18 protein-coding genes and 6 tRNA genes are annotated in these 17,836 nt (G+C 59.0%); 5 read left to right on the top strand and 19 right to left on the bottom strand.

All coding sequences use genetic code 11. The annotated features are described in order from the left end of the window. Position 1: 1 nt before the first annotated feature. From MITSMUL_RS04405 to hydF, 4 genes are all read right to left on the bottom strand, one after another. Positions 2-634 (bottom strand): hypothetical protein, encoded by a 633-nt coding sequence (locus tag MITSMUL_RS04405; protein ID WP_005840301.1) that lies wholly within the window; start codon positions 632-634, stop codon positions 2-4. Between the two features lie 67 nt (positions 635-701). Beyond that, entirely contained in the window at positions 702-1,637 is a 936-nt protein-coding gene (gene metA / locus MITSMUL_RS04400; protein WP_005840299.1) for a homoserine O-acetyltransferase MetA, read from the bottom strand. Positions 1,638-1,780: 143 nt separating this feature from the next. After that, on the bottom strand, positions 1,781-2,659 hold the full coding sequence (locus tag MITSMUL_RS04395) for a hypothetical protein (protein ID WP_147653089.1): 879 nt from the start codon (positions 2,657-2,659) through the stop codon (positions 1,781-1,783). Between the two features lie 89 nt (positions 2,660-2,748). Continuing rightward, the gene (gene hydF / locus MITSMUL_RS04390; protein WP_040635892.1) at positions 2,749-3,972 is read right to left on the bottom strand and encodes a [FeFe] hydrogenase H-cluster maturation GTPase HydF; all 1,224 of its coding nucleotides are present in this window, start codon (positions 3,970-3,972) and stop codon (positions 2,749-2,751) included. Positions 3,973-4,083: 111 nt separating this feature from the next. Between hydF and MITSMUL_RS04385 the strand changes: the two genes are divergently transcribed. Beyond that, positions 4,084-4,671 (top strand): hypothetical protein, encoded by a 588-nt coding sequence (locus MITSMUL_RS04385; RefSeq protein ID WP_005840294.1) that lies wholly within the window; start codon positions 4,084-4,086, stop codon positions 4,669-4,671. 73 nt (positions 4,672-4,744) lie between these two features. Here the strand turns inward: MITSMUL_RS04385 and MITSMUL_RS04380 are convergent, their stop codons facing one another. The 3 genes from MITSMUL_RS04380 to MITSMUL_RS04370 all read right to left on the bottom strand — a co-directional run bounded on the left by MITSMUL_RS04380 (position 4,745) and on the right by MITSMUL_RS04370 (position 6,895). After that, on the bottom strand, positions 4,745-4,957 hold the full coding sequence (locus MITSMUL_RS04380; RefSeq protein WP_040635891.1) for a hypothetical protein: 213 nt from the start codon (positions 4,955-4,957) through the stop codon (positions 4,745-4,747). Positions 4,958-5,236: 279 nt separating this feature from the next. After that, a complete protein-coding gene (locus tag MITSMUL_RS04375) occupies positions 5,237-6,091 on the bottom strand; it encodes a histidinol-phosphatase (protein ID WP_005840292.1) in 855 nt (284 codons plus the stop codon). Then, on the bottom strand, positions 6,092-6,895 hold the full coding sequence (locus MITSMUL_RS04370; protein WP_005840291.1) for an HAD family hydrolase: 804 nt from the start codon (positions 6,893-6,895) through the stop codon (positions 6,092-6,094). Positions 6,896-7,072: 177 nt separating this feature from the next. On the opposite strand from MITSMUL_RS04370, the gene nagA reads away from it, so the two are divergent. Then, positions 7,073-8,236, top strand: a complete 1,164-nt coding sequence (nagA, locus tag MITSMUL_RS04365) for an N-acetylglucosamine-6-phosphate deacetylase (protein WP_005840287.1) — start codon at positions 7,073-7,075, stop codon at positions 8,234-8,236. 48 nt (positions 8,237-8,284) lie between these two features. On the opposite strand, the gene MITSMUL_RS04360 is transcribed toward nagA, so the two are convergent. Continuing rightward, the gene (locus MITSMUL_RS04360; protein ID WP_040635454.1) at positions 8,285-9,652 is read right to left on the bottom strand and encodes an MFS transporter; all 1,368 of its coding nucleotides are present in this window, start codon (positions 9,650-9,652) and stop codon (positions 8,285-8,287) included. A gap of 210 nt (positions 9,653-9,862) precedes the next feature. Between MITSMUL_RS04360 and MITSMUL_RS04355 the strand changes: the two genes are divergently transcribed. Then, positions 9,863-10,102 carry a DUF4405 domain-containing protein gene (locus tag MITSMUL_RS04355; protein WP_005840281.1) on the top strand — a complete coding sequence of 80 codons (240 nt, stop codon included), beginning with the start codon at positions 9,863-9,865 and terminating at the stop codon, positions 10,100-10,102. A gap of 51 nt (positions 10,103-10,153) precedes the next feature. Here MITSMUL_RS04355 and nirJ2 read toward each other — a convergent pair whose 3' ends face one another. From nirJ2 to MITSMUL_RS04340, 3 genes are read right to left on the bottom strand one after another with little or no spacing between them, the layout of a single operon-like run. Beyond that, positions 10,154-11,152: a putative heme d1 biosynthesis radical SAM protein NirJ2 gene (gene nirJ2 / locus MITSMUL_RS04350; RefSeq protein ID WP_005840279.1), complete on the bottom strand. Its 999-nt coding sequence runs from the start codon at positions 11,150-11,152 to the stop codon at positions 10,154-10,156. Beyond that, positions 11,149-12,339 carry a putative heme d1 biosynthesis radical SAM protein NirJ1 gene (nirJ1, locus tag MITSMUL_RS04345; protein WP_005840278.1) on the bottom strand — a complete coding sequence of 397 codons (1,191 nt, stop codon included), beginning with the start codon at positions 12,337-12,339 and terminating at the stop codon, positions 11,149-11,151. The genes nirJ2 and nirJ1 overlap by 4 nt, the downstream gene beginning before the upstream one ends. A 53-nt stretch (positions 12,340-12,392) precedes the next feature. Beyond that, positions 12,393-12,992, bottom strand: a complete 600-nt coding sequence (locus tag MITSMUL_RS04340; RefSeq protein WP_040635890.1) for a TetR/AcrR family transcriptional regulator — start codon at positions 12,990-12,992, stop codon at positions 12,393-12,395. A 243-nt stretch (positions 12,993-13,235) separates the two neighbouring features. Here MITSMUL_RS04340 and MITSMUL_RS04335 point away from each other — a divergent pair. Continuing rightward, positions 13,236-13,313: transfer RNA gene (locus tag MITSMUL_RS04335), tRNA-Arg, on the top strand. 89 nt (positions 13,314-13,402) lie between these two features. Next, positions 13,403-13,798 carry a hypothetical protein gene (locus MITSMUL_RS04330; RefSeq protein WP_005840274.1) on the top strand — a complete coding sequence of 132 codons (396 nt, stop codon included), beginning with the start codon at positions 13,403-13,405 and terminating at the stop codon, positions 13,796-13,798. A 56-nt stretch (positions 13,799-13,854) separates the two neighbouring features. Here MITSMUL_RS04330 and MITSMUL_RS04325 read toward each other — a convergent pair whose 3' ends face one another. From MITSMUL_RS04325 to MITSMUL_RS04290, 8 genes are all read right to left on the bottom strand, one after another. Beyond that, complete coding sequence (locus MITSMUL_RS04325; RefSeq protein WP_005840272.1) at positions 13,855-15,258, bottom strand: glycoside hydrolase family 1 protein; 1,404 nt, start codon at positions 15,256-15,258, stop codon at positions 13,855-13,857. A 108-nt stretch (positions 15,259-15,366) separates the two neighbouring features. After that, positions 15,367-15,452, bottom strand: a tRNA-Tyr gene (locus MITSMUL_RS04320). A gap of 4 nt (positions 15,453-15,456) precedes the next feature. Continuing rightward, a tRNA-Arg gene (locus MITSMUL_RS04315) sits at positions 15,457-15,534 on the bottom strand. A gap of 26 nt (positions 15,535-15,560) precedes the next feature. Then, a tRNA-Ile gene (locus tag MITSMUL_RS04310) sits at positions 15,561-15,637 on the bottom strand. Between the two features lie 37 nt (positions 15,638-15,674). Next, positions 15,675-15,749 (bottom strand) — tRNA-Gly (locus tag MITSMUL_RS04305). Between the two features lie 3 nt (positions 15,750-15,752). Continuing rightward, positions 15,753-15,827, bottom strand: a tRNA-Gly gene (locus MITSMUL_RS04300). Between the two features lie 147 nt (positions 15,828-15,974). Beyond that, the gene (locus MITSMUL_RS04295; RefSeq protein ID WP_005840271.1) at positions 15,975-16,640 is read right to left on the bottom strand and encodes a trimeric intracellular cation channel family protein; all 666 of its coding nucleotides are present in this window, start codon (positions 16,638-16,640) and stop codon (positions 15,975-15,977) included. Positions 16,641-16,678: 38 nt separating this feature from the next. Next, positions 16,679-17,812 (bottom strand): M20/M25/M40 family metallo-hydrolase, encoded by a 1,134-nt coding sequence (locus MITSMUL_RS04290; RefSeq protein ID WP_005840270.1) that lies wholly within the window; start codon positions 17,810-17,812, stop codon positions 16,679-16,681. Between the last annotated feature and the right edge of the window lie 24 nt (positions 17,813-17,836).

Here is a 17,836-nt window from a genome sequence, read left to right as displayed (position 1 = left end):
ATCACTTCGCCACGTTGCCAGGAGCCGAGTACGGCGTGACGACTGGCTGGAACAGCGGATCTTTCTTAGTCTTGAGTATCTTAGCATCAGCGGCGCTGAGCTTGCCCTTCGTGCGCGCGATGAGCTCATCCTGATGCTTGGCTGCATACTGCAGGATGGCGTTGTAGAACTTCGACTCGACGTCCTTGCCCGACGATTTCTTCAGGTCGAAATCCGGCTCTTCGCCGTACGTGCCCAGCGTGGACCACGTGCTGTCGAGGTCATCGTGCTGCGTGACCTTGACTGTGCGGTTGCGCAGGTCGATGGCGAGGTACTCCGCCGAGCCCACGAGGTCATCGTAGCCCTTGACGGACTGCATGTTCCAGCGACGCTTGTCGACGACATCCTGCTTCTGGACATCGTCGAACGTGCGCAGTGTCGGCACGATCAGCATGCCGAGGTCTATCTCACCGTTCGGCTTGACCGCATAGCACATCTGCTCTTTATTGAAGTAATAATTCTGCCGTGCAGTCGACTGCACCCACTGGAAGATATTCTCCGGTACATCTATGCTGGCTGCCTCACAGGCCGGTGCTGCCGTGAAGAGAGCGGCAGCAACCATCAGGCCGAGGCAAGCGTTCTTGATCTTGTTCATAACGGTTCCTCCTGTATCGTGATAGTATCAGTATAGGACTGTCGGCTGAAAGTTTAGTGAAGCACCCTCAATCGTCCTCTTCCTTGTAGAGCTCATCGAGGACGTACGGCGTCTCCTGGTAGACGTAGTAGTTGAGCCAGTTGGCGAACAGCAGATGCGCCACACTGCGCCAGCGCACGACGGGCTTCTTGGTCGGGTCATCGTCAGGGTAGTAGTTCTGCGGGATCTTCGGGTTCATGCCGGCCTTCTCGTCGCGGTCGTACTCCTGCTTGAGCGTCAGCGGGTCGTACTCCGCATGGCCCGTGATGAAAAATTGGCGCTTCTTGAGGTTGGCGATGGCGTAGACGCCGGCATCGCCCTCCGCCTCTGCGAGGATCGTGAGCTCCGGCACCTTCTCGATGTCCTCGCGGTGATTCTCCGTATGGCGCGAATGCGGCACATAGAACTCGTCGTCGAAGCCGCGGAAGAGCTTCTCGTGCTCGACGCAAAGGTGGTGCTTGTAGACGCCGAAGATCTTCTCCGGCACCTGATACTTCGGGATGCCGTAGTGGTAGTAGAGGCCGGCCTGCGCGCCCCAGCAGATGTGGAACGTCGAGTAGACGTGCGTCTTGCTCCACTCCATGATTTCCGAGATCTCATCCCAGTAGGCGACCTCCTCGAATGGCATCATCTCGACCGGCGCACCCGTGATGATCATGCCATCGTACTTCTTGTGGCGGACTTCAGCGAACGTGCCGTAGAACTCCGTCAGGTACTCCTGCGGCGTGTGGCTCGGCGTGTACGACTCCGTGTAGATGAAGTCGACCTCGATCTGCAGAGGCGTATTGCCGAGCAGGCGCAGGAGCTGCGTCTCGGTGATGTACTTGATCGGCATGAGGTTCAGGATGAGGATCTTGAGCGGGCGGATATCCTGGCTGTAAGCACGGTCGGAATCCATGACGAAGATATTCTCTCCCTCGAGGATATGAGCGGCCGGCAGATTATTCGGTATCTTGATTGGCATGAAAACACTTCCTTCCACATGCCACGGACAGTAAAACATAAACAGATGCAATATTTTTTATTATACCACATACCACGGGCTGTATACAAAAAGGCAGACCCCTCGAAAAAGGAGGTCTGCCCAATCGATTCACGTTCACCAAGTCACCAGATACTGTAGCGATGGACCCAGCTGGAATTTGCCTTTGCATAGGCGCGTAGCTGCAGGACGCCCTGATATGCCGGCGAGTCGGCTGCAATCATGTGGTAAGCACCATCGAGGCCGCTCTCCACCGTCTGCCATCCTTCACTCGGTGTCCAGGTCTCCGCGCGGATCAGGCGTTCCGTCCCCTGTGGGAGGTTGACTGTCCGCTTCACGAAGGTAATCCTCATGACATTGCCGTCGGCGTCCTTATGCTCAGCCCACTGCCAGAAGATCATATTGTCGCCCTTCATGCGCATCGTCGTCGTGTCGGCCGTCACATGCAGCTGCGTGCCGTCGACATCCGCATGCGAGTAGAGCGTGATCCAGCGGTCCTTCGCGCTGGCCCGCTCCAGCTCGCCGGCGCCGAAGACCGAATCGACGATGGCATCGTAGAACGCCTCATCGAACTGCTGGCTCGTGACCTCCTTCACACGGCCGTCCGTCTTCGACCAGATGACCTCGCCCTGCGGATTGTAGAAGTCCTCTTTCGTGTACTGGATCGTGCGGTTCTGCGGGTTGATGGAGACTTCCGCCAGGCTGTAGGCCAGCTGAGACGGGTCTGGGATCAGTCCACTCAGGCCATAATTATCGAGCGTTTCCTTAGCGCCCTCGTAGCTGTACGAGGTCTTCGTCCAGGCCTTGATCTCCGTCGCGACTGAGCCGTGGCTCGTCTCAGTGCTGTGCGAGACATGGACGGAAGATGGTTCGAAATACTTGCTGTACTTGCTGTCCGATGACAGCCAGTACCAGCCATCCGCCCGCGCAATGCCGAGCGGCATGAACAGGAAGCAGACGAGCAGCAGGAGCAGGCTCGCCATGGTGCAGGATGCGTGTTTCATGTCGTTCACCTCTGTTTGGATTGATGATTTGTATGGTATTTCTATTCCATTGTATCGTATCCATCTGGATACAGCAAGGAAGGCCAGTGTCAGTCCACGCCCGGTATCACGACATCGTCGAGGATGCCTAAGAGCGCGGCGATTGCCATGCCGTAGTTCGTCATCGGCACGTGCGCGCGCCGGCAGGCGGCGACGCGGCTCATGACATAGGCGCGGTTGAACATGCAGGCGCCGCAGTGGATGACGAGGTCGTAAGGCGCGAGGTCTTCAGGGAAATCATGGCCCGCTGTCACCGTCACAGCAATCCCCTCGCCAAGCTTCTTCTTGAGCAGGCGCGGCAGCTTGACGCGCCCGATGTCATCGCGCAGGGGCTTATGGGTGCAGGCCTCGGCGATCAGGATATGCGCGTCTCTTGGAAGTGCGGCAATCTTGCGGGCTGACTCCGCGAAGAACGGCGCATCACCCTTGTAGGCTGCAAACAGCACCGAGAACGAGGTCAACCGGCTGCCAATGGGCAGCTGCGCGTGGACCGTGCGGAAGGCCTGCGAATCCGTGATGACGAGGTCCGGCGCCTTGGCAAGCGACTGCAGCATCGCGGGCAGGCAGTCCGTCGTGCAGCACGAGACGAGGCACTTGCGGTCGAGCAGCTCGCGCAGCGTCTGGACCTGTGGCAGGATCAGGCGGCCCTTCGGCGCCTGGATGTCCTGCGGCATGACGAGCAGGACCGTCTCCCCGCTCGCGCAGACCTCCGCCGTGATGCTGCGCGCCCGGTAGTCCTCAGGCAGCCTTCGCGCGATCTCCGTGCGCAGTGACTCGATACCCGCTCCCGTCACAGCGCTGACGCACACAGGCCGCACGCCGGTCTTTGTCTCGATGGCCTCGGCAAGCGCATCGGCCCCGCCGCCCTCGTCGATGCGGCTGATGACGGGAATGACGGGAATGCTGCACTGATGCAGCCGCTCGAGCCAGTCGAAAGCGTCCTCATTTCCCACTCCCGCACGCTCGTCCGGCATGCATGAGAACAGCACTAGCGCGATGTCGGTCTCCTTTGCCGCATCGCGCGTGCGCTCGACGCGCAGCGCCCCGAGGCTGCCGCTGTCATCGAAGCCGGCCGTGTCGATGAAGACGACGGGGCCGATGCCGTGGATCTCCATGGCTTTGTAGACCGGGTCCGTTGTCGTGCCCGGCACCGACGAGACCGTCGCGACGTGCTGCCCCGTCAGGGCGTTTACAAGAGACGATTTGCCGCTGTTGCGGCGGCCGAACAGGCCGATGTGAAGGCGCATCGCGCGCGGTGTATCATTGAGGCTCATGGCCATTCCCCCTTTTCCCTAAGTATAGCACAACCATGCTGTGGGATTCTCCCCCGCTGCAGAATGTGATAGAATAGAACCAAGACACGCCAGAAGAAGAGAGGTATAGATATGAGTGAGTACACGAATTTTGAAGTCGGCCAGAAATTCCCGCTGCCGATTGCCACACAGGCCGACGGTGCCATGTTCCAGGTCGACGCCAATGGCGCGATGTTCATCCTGCAGCTCTCGCGCACCGATGTCATCGCGCGCGAGGCCTTCCGCACGGGCGAGATGGAATTCGCCTTCTACGAGCAGGACGGCCTGCTCTTCCTGCTCTACCAGATCGACGGCATCTTCAAGGAAGGCTGGGGCGACGCGCCACTCTCCCTGCACAACCTGAAGACTGAGCTGCTGCCGACCGAGAAGAGCTTGCAAGATAGGACCATGCACCTCTATCTCGTCGACACGACGCTGCAGATCCTGCTCGCCCAGCGCGACATCGAGCTCTCGGACAAATGCCAGGCCGTCATCAAGAAGCACGTCGCCGCCCAGAAGAGAAAGCCATTCTCCGACGAGGGCTTCCGCAAGAAAGTCCAGCGCATCTGGACCCAGAAATCGCCCGCGATGATGCGCAAAGAAGCCGCGGCCGTCCAGCACGTCGCGCTCTCCATCCCGCATGCACCACACGTCCCGCAGGACCCGAAGAAGCTCCACTGAAACGGTTCACAAGCTCAAGACACAAAAAAAAGACTCGTCAGACGGCGAGTCTTTTTTGTGTTATTGAACGGTCTCAGGCAACGCCCTCGGAAGCGACTGCTGCCGAGCGCTTGTTGATCCAGGTCGCGACGAGCTGGCGCTCATCGGCCCCATCGGCTTTCACATCCGATGCCGCAGCGTACTCTTCAAAGCTCTTGCCCATGAGCTTCGCGGCCTTAGCGAACTGTCTCACGCGGACCGGTACATAAACTTCTTCCATCCACTGCGAATAAATCTGTACTTTCACGATAATCTCTCCTTGAAACTGCATGAATAACAAAAAAGTAATGGTAACAAACACCCACGACTCACTTCTGTCAATCATCCAGACCACAAGACAAACTTCCCTACATGTGATGGCTCTCAAGAAGAACTCGCATGTGGCTCATCAGTCTGTGCCACCATCTTGCTAATCAGATGACTTTCCTCGAGCGGAGTTGTTTTTCTCGGTTCTTGTTTATTATAACGTTACCGGTTCCATTCGTCAAGCAAAAAGCAATAATGATTATGATACAATATGCGAAATTCATTTCAAATCGAACGGAACAAGAGTCCTCTTGCGCTTGTCAAAGCGGATGCTGCCCTCGTAGCCGAAGCGCTTGGCGTAGTCGACCGCCATCTGGTTGTAGTTGCCGCAATCCTCCGGCCTGTGCGCATCAGAGGTCGTGATGATGGGCAGGTCGTATTTTGCCGCAATCTCCATGAAATCCGGGTACGGCGAGATCTCATGGATGGGATAGCGGTAATACGTGCCCGTGTTGACGTCGATGACCATGTTGGCCTTCTTGAGTGCCTTCGCCACGCGCGTGAGGTACGGCGTCACATCGAAATCCGGCAGGTAGCGGAACAGGCGGATGTTGAACGGATGTCCAAGCACATCGTAGAGGCCCGAGTCTGCGAGCTTCTCGACTTCCTCCGTGTACCACTCGTAGATGTCCTCGAGCGGATGCTTCTGCCACTCCGCCTTGATTTCCGACGAGTCATAGGCCCAGCCGTGCAAGAAGTGCACCGAGCCGATGATGTAGTCGAAGTCATAGTCCTTGAGGATGTCCCGGACCTTTGCCTGGTCCTGGAAGTTGCAGACCTCGATGCCGATCTTGACCTGGTGCTTCTGCTGGAGCTTGTGCATGAAGGCGAAGTACTCGTCGAGCGTGTACTTGAACTTGTTCGTCTTGAGCCACTGCTGCTGGAACTTGCCGATGAACGAGTCATCGAGCACGAGGTCTTCGTAGTAGAGGTCCTTGAACTCCGGAAAGGTGTGCGAATGCTCGGAGATGCCGATCTCCGCAAGGCCGCGCTTCTTCGCCGCCTCGAAGAAGCCCTCGACCCATGCCTCATCGTAGGAACCCTTCTCGAAATGCATGTGATAGTCCATGCGCATTTAAATCAGTCCTTCCTTTATCAGGCGCTCGATGCCGCGCAGAACGCCGTGATCGACATTGCTCTCCGTCTGGAAACGGGCGAGCTTCTTGATTTCCGGATAGGCATTCGCCATGGCGAAGCTGTAGTAGACCGACTGCATCATCTCCGCATCATTCATGTAGTCGCCGAAGGCCGCACATTCCTCCGGCCGTATGCCGAAGCGCTTCTGCACCTCCTGGACAGCGACACCCTTGTTGATGCCGGGATTCATGATGTCGACCCAGTAGTCGCTGGCCAGCACGACCTGCAGGCAGTGCTCGAACTGGCGCATCGTCGGGTAGATCGTCTCCTCGGCATGGCCCGTCGGGTCGAAGAACGACACCTTGACCGGTTCATCGGGAACATCGATGAACGACGGGATGGGCGCCGAGTGCGTGTAGTACTTGTGGAGCTCCGCGAGGAATTCCTCGGTGTACTGGTGCTTGAGCACATAGCCGTTCTTCGTGCCGCAGAAGACGCTGTAGACGTTCTCGAGCGGCTCTGCTGCCTTGAGGACCTGCTGCGCGAGCTGCTTGTTCATCGGGCACGTGAAGATCTTCTCTCCCTTGTACATGACGACCGTGCCGTTCTCCGCGAGGAACAGGAAGCGGTCTTTGTACTTCATGAAGCTGTCCTCGAGCGAATAGTACTGCCGCCCGGAAGCCGGCGCAAACATCACGCCGCGCTTCTCGAGCTCCGCAATGATCTCGTCGAAGCCCTCTGGCACATTGCCGTGCTCGTCGAGCAGCGTCCCATCCATATCCGAAAAAATGATCTTGATCATACGGTCCCTCACAATCTCAAAATCTCAAAACGCCGCCCGCAGCGGCCATACAATACCATAAAATCACCCCCATTATAACAGGAACCGACCGTTCTTTTCAATTCCTTCCCGAAGATTGGGTGAGGGTGTATAATGGAAACGATTTTGAGCATAGTGAGCTAAGTTAGGAGAGTATCCATGAAGGCAATCATCAACGGCAGATTCATCATCCCCGACGAGACGGGGCGCTTTACGGTCGAGGGAGGGCTCGCGCTCTTCTTCGACGAGAAGATACGGGCTATCCGCTCCGCCGCCACCGTCTCGGCGGCCGAGCGCGAGGAGCTCGAAGCGTGCATCGATGCGCGCGGGGCCTATGTCTCGCCGGGCTTCCTCAACGTCCACATCCACGGCTGCGTCGGCGCCGACACGATGGACGATGACCCGGAGGCCATCCGCAAGATGCAGCTGTTCCAAGCAAGGACAGGCGTGACCGCCTTCCTGCCCACGACCATGACGTACGACTTCCCGACGCTAGGCCGTGCCTTCCGCCACGTGCGCGAGGCCATGGCGCGCGAGGAAGGCGCCCGCGTGCTCGGCTGCCATATGGAAGGGCCGTTCATCAGCCCTGCCAAGAAGGGCGCACAAGCCGAGAAGAACATCGCCAAGGCAGATTTCGCGAAGATTGCGCCGTATCAGGACATCGTCAAGATCATCACCGTCGCGCCGGAAGAGCTGCATGATGGCGGCCAGTTCATCGCCGACTGCCACGCGCACGGCATCGTCGTCTCGCTCGGCCACACAGCGGCCGACTACGCTACGGCACGCCAGGCCATCGAGGAGTACGGTGCCAAGCACATCACGCATCTCTTCAACGCCATGACGGGACTGCACCAGCGCCACCCCGGCGTCGTCGGCGCAGCGCTCGACACGGATGCCAACTGCGAGCTCATCGTCGACAACGTCCACATCCATCCGGCGGCCCAGCGCATCGTCTACCGGCTCAAGAAGGACCACCTGATCCTCATCACCGACTCCCTGCGCGCCTGCGGCCTCGGCGACGGCCCCTCCGAGCTCGGCGGCCAGAAGGTCTTCGTCAAAGGCACGCTCGCGACGCTCGAGGATGGCACGATTGCCGGCAGCGTGCTCTGCATGAACGACGGCCTGCGCATCTTCCGCGAGAACACCGGCGCGCCAATCGAGGAGGTCGTCACCGCCGTCACCAAGACACCAGCTAAAGAGCTTGGCCTCTACGGCGAGCTCGGCTCGCTGAGCGCCGGCAAGAACGCCGACATCACGATCTTCGATGATGCGCTAAAGATCCAGCGCACGATTGTCGCCGGCCGCGACGCCTACTCAGCCTGAACGCACAAAAAATGGCGCCTCCCTCAGATAATGAAGGAGGCGTCATTTTTATTGCTCTGTCCCACGCGCGACGGACGGCAGGATGCCGATGAGGCAGAGAAGCGTGAAGACGATGAACGAGATCTCGATGTTGCGCACGAGCCCCTCTAGCTGAGGCAGCCAGTTCCAGTCCAGTGACAAGACCATCGTCACGATGGCCACCGAGATGACCTGTCCGACGAGGCGCACGGTGCCGATCATCGACGTCGCGAGGCTGTAGTACCGCTTCGGCACCGCGCCCATGATGGCATTGTTGTTCGGCGCTGCAAACAGAGCAAAGCCGATGCCGATGATGACGACGACGGGCACGACAAGCCAGAGCGATTCAAGGTGGACGACTGCGACGAGCCCGAGGATGCCAAGGGCCGTGATGGCCATGCCAACCGTCACGATGCGCGTCGGCGAATGGCTGTCAGAAAGCTTACCAGCCGTCGGTGAGAGCACGGCCATGACGATGGGCTGGATCAGCATCACGAGGCCTGCCTCGCGCGAGGAGAGGCCGAGCACAGACTGCAGGTAGATGGACATCAGGAAGCTGATGGCAAACGTCGCGCTGTAGTTGATCATGGCTGTGAGGTTCGACAGCGAGAACTCGCGGTTCTCCACGAGTATGTAGATGGACAGGATGGGGTCTTTCGCCTTCATCTCGTGGCGGACGAAGGCGATGAGCAGCACGAGGCCGAGGACTAGTGCCAGCCAGCCCCAATCGAGCTCCGCGAGCTCTGAGAGACCGAACATCGCGAGAATCATGGCCAGTCCGTAGAGCAGTGCGCCGCGTCCATCGACGCCCTTGACCGCCTCTTCGCGCCACTCCTGATGCAGGTAGAGCTTCGTCATGACAACACAGGCCAGGCAGGCCGCCGTTATGAAGACGAAGATGCTCTGCCAGCCCGCATAGTAGTTCAGGAGGCCGCCGAGCACCGGGCCGCAGGCAAGCCCCACGTAGACCATCGAGACCATCCAGCCGAGCGCGCGCCCGCGCTGCTCAGGCGGGAAGCTCAGCGCGACAATCGACATGTTCGTCGCGTAGAGCATCGCCGCCGCCACGCCCTGCAGCGCACGCGCCGCGAGCAGGAAGCCCATGTCCGGCGTCACGATGCAGAGCGCTGACGACAGCGTGAAGAGGACCGTACCCCAGAGGAAGACGCGCCGCTTGCCGAAGCGGTCTGCCAGCTTGCCCATCGGCAGCAGGAAGACGATGGAGGCGAGCAGGAAGATCTCGAGCACCCAGCCGAGTTCGTTGGCCGAGGCGCCGTAATCCCGCCCGATGTCCGGCAGCGAGAGCGTCAGCGCACTGCTCGTGAATGGCGTCACGAAGGACGACATCATCATCGTGAGGAGGATCTTCGTGCGGTCCGTGAGTTGCGTAAGTATCATAGCATCACCTATTTTCAGAATTCGTGGATGTAACACGGCGTTCATTGTAGCAGAGCGTCCTGAGAATCACATTATGGCAGCAGCGGCGGGCAGTCGCTCCCTCTAAGATAAGAAAATGTAATTTAATTTTCATAGATTCACCATGCATTTTTCAGCGAGCTCCCGTAAACTGGAAGTATCGAGATACCCAGTCAGAAAGAAGGGATCACCATGAAGAAGAACTTTTACCTGGACCTGCTGCTGTTCGTCAGCGGGCTCCTCTGCATCGTCACGGGCATCGTGCTCGACTTCCACCTCTTCGCCGGCTTCGGCGACGGCCGCGCCCTCAAGGGCATCATCACAAATATCCACACCTACAGCGGCTACATCATGATGGTCGGCCTGCTCTTCCACATCGTCTGGCATTGGAAGTGGGTCAAGGCTGTGGCCAAGAAAGAAATCGGTCAATAAAAAAACGCGGTCCCAACGGATCGCGTTTTTTTGCTGCAAAATTGCGCTGCTTCATTCGCCGCGGCGGCCATGGTAGAGGCACCAAGGCTCTTCACTCATGTAGTCGCCGCCGTGGTAGTAGGCTGCGCGCGCGCGGCAGCCGCCGCAGGCGCCCTTGTAGTTGCAGGAGCCGCAGCCGCCGCTGTAGTCGAGCGTGCGGAGCTTCTGAAGGACTTCGTTCTTAGCCCAGATCTCGTCGAACGGCGTCTCGCGTACGTCGCCGAGCTCCATGTTGAGGTAGGCGCACGGCTGCACCTTGCCGCGCGGGCTGATGATGCAATACGAGAGGCCGGCGAGGCAGCCGCGGTGGAAACGCGTCTTGTAGCCGAGCTGATCGGCGATGCGCAAGAACTGCGGCGCGCAGGTCGGCTTGAGCTCGATGTCGACTTCCTGCTGCTTCTTCATGATGCGCGTGAGCACATCCTCATACTGCTCGGCGCGCAGCGATTCCTCCTCGATGGTCTTCGCACGGCCCGTCGGCACGAGGAAGAAGAAGTGATGCGCCTTCGCGCCGATCTCGACGGCGAAGTCCGTCATAGCCTCGAGCTCACTCTGGTTCCAGTCCATGACCGTCGTGTGGATCTGGAACGGCAGGCCGACGGCCGCACAGTTCTTCATGCCCTGCACGGCGCCTTCCCAGCCACCCGGGAAACTGCGGAACTTGTCGTGCTTCTTTGGGTCGAGCGAGTCGAGCGAGATGCCCATCGCGCGCGCACCGGCTTCCTTGAGTTTCTTCGCCATGTCGAGCGTGATCAGCGTACCGTTCGTGCCGAAGACCGGGATCATATGCAGGTCCGAGGCGTACTTGACGAGCTCGAGGATGTCCGGGCGCATCAGGGGCTCACCGCCCGAGAAGATCATGATCTTGAAGCCGGCCTTGGCAATCTCCGAGAGGAGCTTCTTTCCCTCTTCCGTGTTGAGCTCCTCCTCTGCCCGGCAGCCGGCATCGCGGTAGCAGTGCGCACAGTACATGTTGCAGGCATTCGTCGTATTCCACGAGATGATCTTCATTTCTTCTCCTCCGTCAGTCCAATCTCTTCATCCGTTAGGTAGCAGCTCGGGTCCGACTCCCAGAAGTCGCCCGTGCGCGCCTCAGCGCGCGTGCGGAAGTTGCCGTTGCAGTTGTCGAGCCACTTGCACTTCGCGCAGCGTCCCTTGAGGAGCGGCTTGCGGTCCTTGAGGCCCGCCATGATGGGGTTCGAGGTATCCTGCCAGATGTCGCCGAACTTGCGCTCGCGCACATTGCCGAACGTGTGATGCTGCGTGAACTGGTCCGGATGGACGTAGCCAAGAGGATCGACCTCGCCGAAGGCGATGCCGGAGCGGTTGCCGCCGTTCATCGAGATGTACTTCTTGATCTGCGCTGCCGTCTCGAGGTCGCCCGCCTCGAGCGCCTTGAGGTACATGTACGGCCCATCGCAGTGGTTGTCGACCGTCAGGATCTCCTTCTTGAGACCGCGCTCCTCGAAGTCCTTCGTGCGGCGGATGATTGTGTCCATCGCGCGGCGCGACTCCTCCGGCGTGACATCCTGGTCCATCATCTGCTCGCCGCGGCCGGAGTAGACGAGATGGTAGAAGCAGACGCGGTTGATGTTCTCCGCCTCGATGAAGTCGAAGATGCGGTCGAGCTCCTGGATATTGTGGTGGTTGATCGTAAAGCGCAGGCCGACGCGCTGGCCGACGGCCACGCAGTTCTTGATGCCCTGCATGGCCTTCTCATAGGCGCCGTCGACACCGCGGAACTTGTCGTTGACATCCTTGAGCCCGTCGAGCGAGATGCCGACATAGCCGACGCCGATGTCCTTGATGCGCTGGGCGACCTCGCGCGTGATCAGCGTGCCGTTCGTCGAGAGCGTCGGGCGCACGCCTTTCTCCTGCGCGTAAGCCGCGAGCTCGAAGAAATCCGGGCGGATCAGCGGCTCGCCGCCCGAGAACAGCAGCACCGGCACATGGAAGTCCGCGAGATCATCGATGAACTTCTTGGCCTCTTCCGTCGTCAGCTCATCCTTGTATTTCTTGGCATCCGACTGCATGTAGCAGTGCATGCACTTGAGGTTGCAGGTCTTCGTCGAGTTCCAGACGACGACAGGGCCGACGCCCTCCGCCGCGCCATTGCGCATCGTGTGTGCATTCTTCGTGTAGCGCAGGCGGTCACCGAAGTAGTCCCGTGCGAATAAGAGTTTCGTTACACTGATCATAAAACTTCTCCTAAAATCCGATAAACAACATCATCTCACCATGCGGCATATCGTCACTGCTTGCGTATCCCCGCGAGCAGCAGGCGCGTCTTGAGTGCCACATTCTCCTGAAAACCAATGGAGAGCTTGCTGAACGCCGCCGCCTGATAGATCGAGTGGAACATCTCGGCGATGAGCTCTGCCGAGACATCGTCGCGAATCTCCCCGGCGAGCTGCCCCTCGCGCAGGATATCCTCGAAGATTGGCTTGAACCTCGGCGTCACCATGCCCTTGGGCATCTTGGCCTGCGGCTTTGCCGAATGCTCCGCCGCGGCGAGGAACAGCGGCAGCAGGAAGCGGTTCTCGTCGAGGAAGCGCGCCGTGATGCGGCTGCCCGCCTCTAGGAGTTCGTACGAGGGCCGCTTGGCCGCACGCATGCCCGCGAGCGCCTCATCGACTTCGTCCACGAGACGGCCGAGCAGGCACATGAGGATCTCTTCCTTCGACTCAAAGTAGTTGTAGAAGGTGCCGATGCCCAGGTCTGCGGCATTCATGATATCGGCCACAGAAGTCTCCTTGAAGCCCTTGCGCGAGAACTCGCGGACGGCGGCATCCAGGATTGCCTTACGCGACAGCAGTTTCTTTCGCTCTCTGCGCCCCATCTTCTCTTCCATGTCCATCGCTCCAGTCCATAAGAATTCATTCCCTTTATCATTGACTCTTCTATTATAAAGGAAAACGCGCACTTTATAAAGAGAAAAATGAATAGAATTCATCTTTTTATATCCAGCCTCCCCTTCTCCAAGAATTTCGCCATGTTTCGCTATGACGGATTTTTTTCGAAAAAAGTGTTGACATAGGCAGCAAAGGATGCTATTATAATATGCGTTGACAGCGATAAACGCCAACAAGAACATGACTCAGTAGCTCAGCTGGATTAGAGTATTTGACTACGAATCAAAGGGTCGGGGGTTCGAGTCCCTCCTGGGTCACCATTTGAAATCAGAAGCACTTGCTATGGCAAGTGCTTTTTTCGTATATCTGTACTATAATAAGAACATCATCGACAGAAAGGAACGATCACATGCTCTACATCATCACGAAACTCGTCACGGAAGGCCAGCAGAAGGCCTTCTCCATCATCGGTGCTTCCGAGGACAAGAAGCGTGCCGCTGCCATCGCCGCAGACGTCTACAAGGACTACAACAAGAACGCTTCCTTCCAGAACATCGAGATGATCACGGAGTGGCTGGCCACGCGCCAGAACTACTCCTTCCGCAAGGACAAGGACCACCGCCTGCAGCTTGCCATCACGGCGCTCGAAGGCGAAGTGCAGCCGGAGAAAAAGCAGCTCGTCTTCAGCGCCGCTGCCGAGGAAGAAGAGCTCATGCGCCGTGTGAGCCAGGCGCTCTTTGAGGGCAAGCACACGGCAGAACGCGGACAGAATGTCCAGACGCACTCCTGCCCGCTCGAATCGTGAAATCATGCGCACACAAAAAATCCGCTCTACATTGAGCGGATTTTTTGTGTGCGCATTTAGGCTTTGAGCACTGCGCCGTTGGAGGCGATGACGTCCCTGTACCAGTAGAACGACTTCTTGGGATAGCGCGCGAGCGTGCCCGTGCCGTCGTCATTACGGTCGACGTAGATGAAGCCATAGCGCTTGCTCATCTGCGCCGTCGAAGCCGAGACGAGGTCGATGCAGCCCCAGGTCGTGTAGCCCATGACGGGCACGCCGTCTGCGATGGCTTCGCCGACCTGCACGAGATGGTCGTTGAGATAGGCGATGCGGTAATCGTCCTCGACCGTCTTGCCGCCCCTGCCGTCATCGACGAGCACATCGCGCGCCCCGAGGCCGTTCTCGACGATGAAGAGCGGCTTCTGCCAGCGGTCGTAGAAGCGGTTGAGCGTGTAGCGAAGCCCCTGCGGGTCGATCTGCCAGCCCCATTCACTCGTCTTGAGGTAGGGATTCTTCTTACCGCCGAGCAGATTGCCGCCGCCCGCCTCGCCATCGCGCCCCTCGCAGATGCTGACGTAATAGCTGAACGACACGAAGTCGACCGTATTCTCGCGCAGCAGCCGCTCTTCCTCCGGCGTCATCTTTATCGTGATGCCGTTCTCGCGGAAATAGCGCTTCATGTAGCCCGGATAGCGGCCGCGCACGTGCATGTCGCCGAAGAAATCGTTGAAGTGATCCGCCTGCATCACCGCGATCATGTCGTCAGGCGCAGGCGTCAGCGGATAGACCGGCATCGCGAGGACCATGCAGCCGACCTTGGCGTCCGGCATGATCTCGTGTGCGAGCTTCGTCGCAAGTGCCGAAGCGACGAGCTCATGATGGCAGGCCTGATAGAGGTCAGAGAGGCTCAGCTCTTCCCGCGGCGTCATGATGCCGCCCGAGAGCAGCGGCTGGTGCAGGACGGAGTTGATCTCATTGAAGGTCAGCCAGTACTTGACCTTGCCCTTGTAGCGCGCAAAGATCGTGCGCACATAGCGCTCGTAGAAGCCGATGAGCTCGTGGCTGGCCCAGCCGTTGTAGGCCTTCGCGAGGTGCAGCGGCGTCTCATAGTGCGAGATCGTCACGAGCGGCTCGATGCCGTACTTGTGGCATTCGTCGAAGAGGCGGTCGTAGAAGGCCAGACCCTTCTCGTTCGGCTCCGCATCATCGCCGTTCGGATAGATGCGGCTCCAAGCGATCGAGGTGCGGAAGACCTTGAAGCCCATCTGCGCGAAGAGCTTGATGTCCTCGGGATAGCGATGGTAGAAGTCGATGGCCTCGAGCTTGAGGTTGTCGGACGTCGGCTCCGCCGTCGGCCCCGAGAGGATGCCTTTCGGCATGACATCCTGGATGTCGAGCCCCTTGCCGTCCTCACTGTAGGCGCCTTCGCATTGATTGGCGGCCACAGCGCCGCCCCAAAGGAAATCGTTCGGGAAATTCATCAGTAAGCCTCCTTGAATAGCTGTTTTTCCCCTATCGTACCATCTTTCCCCACGAGCGGCAAGAAGACATGAAAAAAGCGTCGCTTGCGCGACGCTATGCATTCAAGGTGGTGGGCAGGGATGGATTCGAACCATCGTAATCCGAAGATGACAGATTTACAGTCTGTTCCCTTTAACCACTCGGGCACCTACCCACAATGGTGACCCAGGAGGGACTCGAACCCCCGACCCTTTGATTCGTAGTCAAATACTCTAATCCAGCTGAGCTACTGAGTCATGTGTTTGGTTATAAAGTTGTATTTTGGTGGGCCCACTTGGACTCGAACCAAGGACCGACCGGTTATGAGCCGGTTGCTCTAACCAACTGAGCTATAGGCCCATTGATATATGTGATCCGCAGAGCGGAATCAGGCAAATGGAGCGGAAAACGAGGCTCGAACTCGCGACCCCCACCTTGGCAAGGTGGTGCTCTACCACTGAGCTATTTCCGCAAATGGAGCGGAAAACGAGGCTCGAACTCGCGACCCCCACCTTGGCAAGGTGGTGCTCTACCACTGAGCTATTTCCGCATCTCATCTTTTGTTCTCATCAGCTTCAGAAGACCTTGTGTCTCGCTGACTGACAGAAACTATTTTACTCATTCTATCCCCGTTTGTCAACACCTTTTTGGAAAAAAGATAAAAAATATCGCCTCAGTGTGAGGCGATATCCCGTACTCATGATTTGGGCGGTTTCCTGCGGCGGAAGATGCGGCTGCTGGGCCTTGGATGATAGAGCTGCCAGCCGTAATGGATGGCGCAGCCGCGCAGCAGCAACACGAAAAGGAAGCAGAGCCACGAGGAGACGTCTGCACCCCAGCGCGGCCAGCTCCAGCACATGAGCCAGGCACCGGCCAGCGAGGCCACGGCGTAGACGTCCATGCGCAGGACGACCGGCACGCGCTGTGCCATGAGGTCGCGCAGCATGCCGCCGCCGACGGCCGTGATGACGCCGAGCATCATCGGGAACACGTACGGATCCCCCGTGCCGAGCGTCAGGCCGCGCAGCGTCCCCGTGACCGTGAACGAGGCCAAGCCGATCGTGTCCGACAGCTCGTAGAGCATTGTCATCGTATGGCGCTGCTTGCGGTCGATTGAGACGGCCGCATAGACGCATGAGACGATGACGGCCGTCGCCACCGATAGCAGCAGGTCCGTCGGCTCGGTCAGGGCCACAGGCGGCGTGACGCCTGCGAGCACATCGCGCACCATGCCGCCGCCGACAGCCGTCAAGAGCGCCAGCACCGTGACGCCGAAGATATCCATGCGGCGCGACAGGCCGACCATCGCGCCAGATACGGCAAAGGCCAGTGTCCCGGCCCAGTCAAATAAAATCCAGGTCATGTGCGCTCGTCTTCCCCTCTCCTGTTCCGTTTCCTATCTCAGCACGTTTCCCCGGCAGCTTCGCAGACAATGGCCAGGGCCCACTCTGCCGCATCGTAGAGATCTTTTTCCTCGATGTACTCATCTTTCGTGTGACTCTTCGTCATGCCGACGCCGAGCACGGCCGTCGGCACGCCATACGTGTTGAAGTGGTTCGCATCAGAGCCGCCGCCCGACTCCTCAAGCTCGATCGGGAAGCCGAGCTTCTCTGCGGCCCGTCTGGCCACCTCGATGGCGGGCGCATCCTGCGGAATCTCGTACGGACCGTAGTCCGGACTGACCTCCGCCGTGATCTTGCAGCCCGTTCCCTCCTCGCCGAGCTTGAAATGGTCGACGATGCGCTGCGTGATCGTGTCGAGCTTCTCCTTGTCGCGGCTGCGCGACTCGTAGTAGATGTCGCAGGAATCTGCGACGACGTTCGTCGCACTACCACCCACGATGCGGCCCACATTGCAGGTCGTCTCCGCATCGATGCGGCCCTGCGGCGCATCGACGAGCAGCTCGCCTGCGGCCTTGATGGCGTTGATGCCCTTCTCCGGCTCGACACCAGCATGGGCAGCCTTGCCCGCAATGTGGATGTGGATCTGGTTCTTGCCCGGTGCCTTGTAGCTCATGACCCCCGGATGGCCGTGCGTGTCGAACGTGAAGCCCATATCCGCATGCAGCAGGCTGCTGTCAAGATGCTGCGAACCATGAACGCCGTTCTCCTCCGCGATCGTGAAGACGACCTGCAGTGGGCCGTGTGGCAGAGCGCGCTCGCGCAGCTGCCGCAGCGCTTCAAGGATGGCCGTAACGCCGGCCTTGTCGTCGGCACCGAGAATGGTCGTGCCATCGGAGCGGATGATGCCATTCTCCCGGATGGGATGGATATCCGCGCAGGGCTCCACGCAGTCCATATGAGCTGTCAGCATGACGGTCGGCCTGTCCTCCTGCCCCTCTGTCGCCGGGAAATCCGCGACGAGATTGCCGCAGTTGCCGCCCAAGGCCTCACCGGCCTTGTCCTCATGGACGGTACCGCCGAGTTCCTGCAGGCGCTTTGTCAAGAGATCGCCCATCTCGCGCTCTTTGTGCGTCGAGCAGCGGATGCTGACAAGCTCAAAGAATTCCTGGAGTACACGTTCCCGATTGATCATTTCACTGACTTCCTTTCTTGCTTT

Source organism: Mitsuokella multacida DSM 20544 (assembly GCF_000155955.1).
Lineage (GTDB): Bacteria > Bacillota > Negativicutes > Selenomonadales > Selenomonadaceae > Mitsuokella > Mitsuokella multacida.
This window is presented reverse-complemented; position numbering and strand designations above follow the sequence as displayed.

Coding starts and splice junctions, on each gene's coding strand:
- MITSMUL_RS04405 (WP_005840301.1), bottom strand. CDS start 634: ATGAACAAGATCAAGAACGCTTGCCTCGGCCTGATGGTTGCTGCCGCT.
- metA (WP_005840299.1), bottom strand. CDS start 1,637: ATGCCAATCAAGATACCGAATAATCTGCCGGCCGCTCATATCCTCGAG.
- MITSMUL_RS04395 (WP_147653089.1), bottom strand. CDS start 2,659: ATGAAACACGCATCCTGCACCATGGCGAGCCTGCTCCTGCTGCTCGTC.
- hydF (WP_040635892.1), bottom strand. CDS start 3,972: ATGAGCCTCAATGATACACCGCGCGCGATGCGCCTTCACATCGGCCTG.
- MITSMUL_RS04385 (WP_005840294.1), top strand. CDS start 4,084: ATGAGTGAGTACACGAATTTTGAAGTCGGCCAGAAATTCCCGCTGCCG.
- MITSMUL_RS04375 (WP_005840292.1), bottom strand. CDS start 6,091: ATGCGCATGGACTATCACATGCATTTCGAGAAGGGTTCCTACGATGAG.
- MITSMUL_RS04370 (WP_005840291.1), bottom strand. CDS start 6,895: ATGATCAAGATCATTTTTTCGGATATGGATGGGACGCTGCTCGACGAG.
- nagA (WP_005840287.1), top strand. CDS start 7,073: ATGAAGGCAATCATCAACGGCAGATTCATCATCCCCGACGAGACGGGG.
- MITSMUL_RS04360 (WP_040635454.1), bottom strand. CDS start 9,652: ATGATACTTACGCAACTCACGGACCGCACGAAGATCCTCCTCACGATG.
- MITSMUL_RS04355 (WP_005840281.1), top strand. CDS start 9,863: ATGAAGAAGAACTTTTACCTGGACCTGCTGCTGTTCGTCAGCGGGCTC.
- nirJ2 (WP_005840279.1), bottom strand. CDS start 11,152: ATGAAGATCATCTCGTGGAATACGACGAATGCCTGCAACATGTACTGT.
- nirJ1 (WP_005840278.1), bottom strand. CDS start 12,339: ATGATCAGTGTAACGAAACTCTTATTCGCACGGGACTACTTCGGTGAC.
- MITSMUL_RS04340 (WP_040635890.1), bottom strand. CDS start 12,992: ATGGAAGAGAAGATGGGGCGCAGAGAGCGAAAGAAACTGCTGTCGCGT.
- MITSMUL_RS04330 (WP_005840274.1), top strand. CDS start 13,403: ATGCTCTACATCATCACGAAACTCGTCACGGAAGGCCAGCAGAAGGCC.
- MITSMUL_RS04325 (WP_005840272.1), bottom strand. CDS start 15,258: ATGAATTTCCCGAACGATTTCCTTTGGGGCGGCGCTGTGGCCGCCAAT.
- MITSMUL_RS04295 (WP_005840271.1), bottom strand. CDS start 16,640: ATGACCTGGATTTTATTTGACTGGGCCGGGACACTGGCCTTTGCCGTA.
- MITSMUL_RS04290 (WP_005840270.1), bottom strand. CDS start 17,812: ATGATCAATCGGGAACGTGTACTCCAGGAATTCTTTGAGCTTGTCAGC.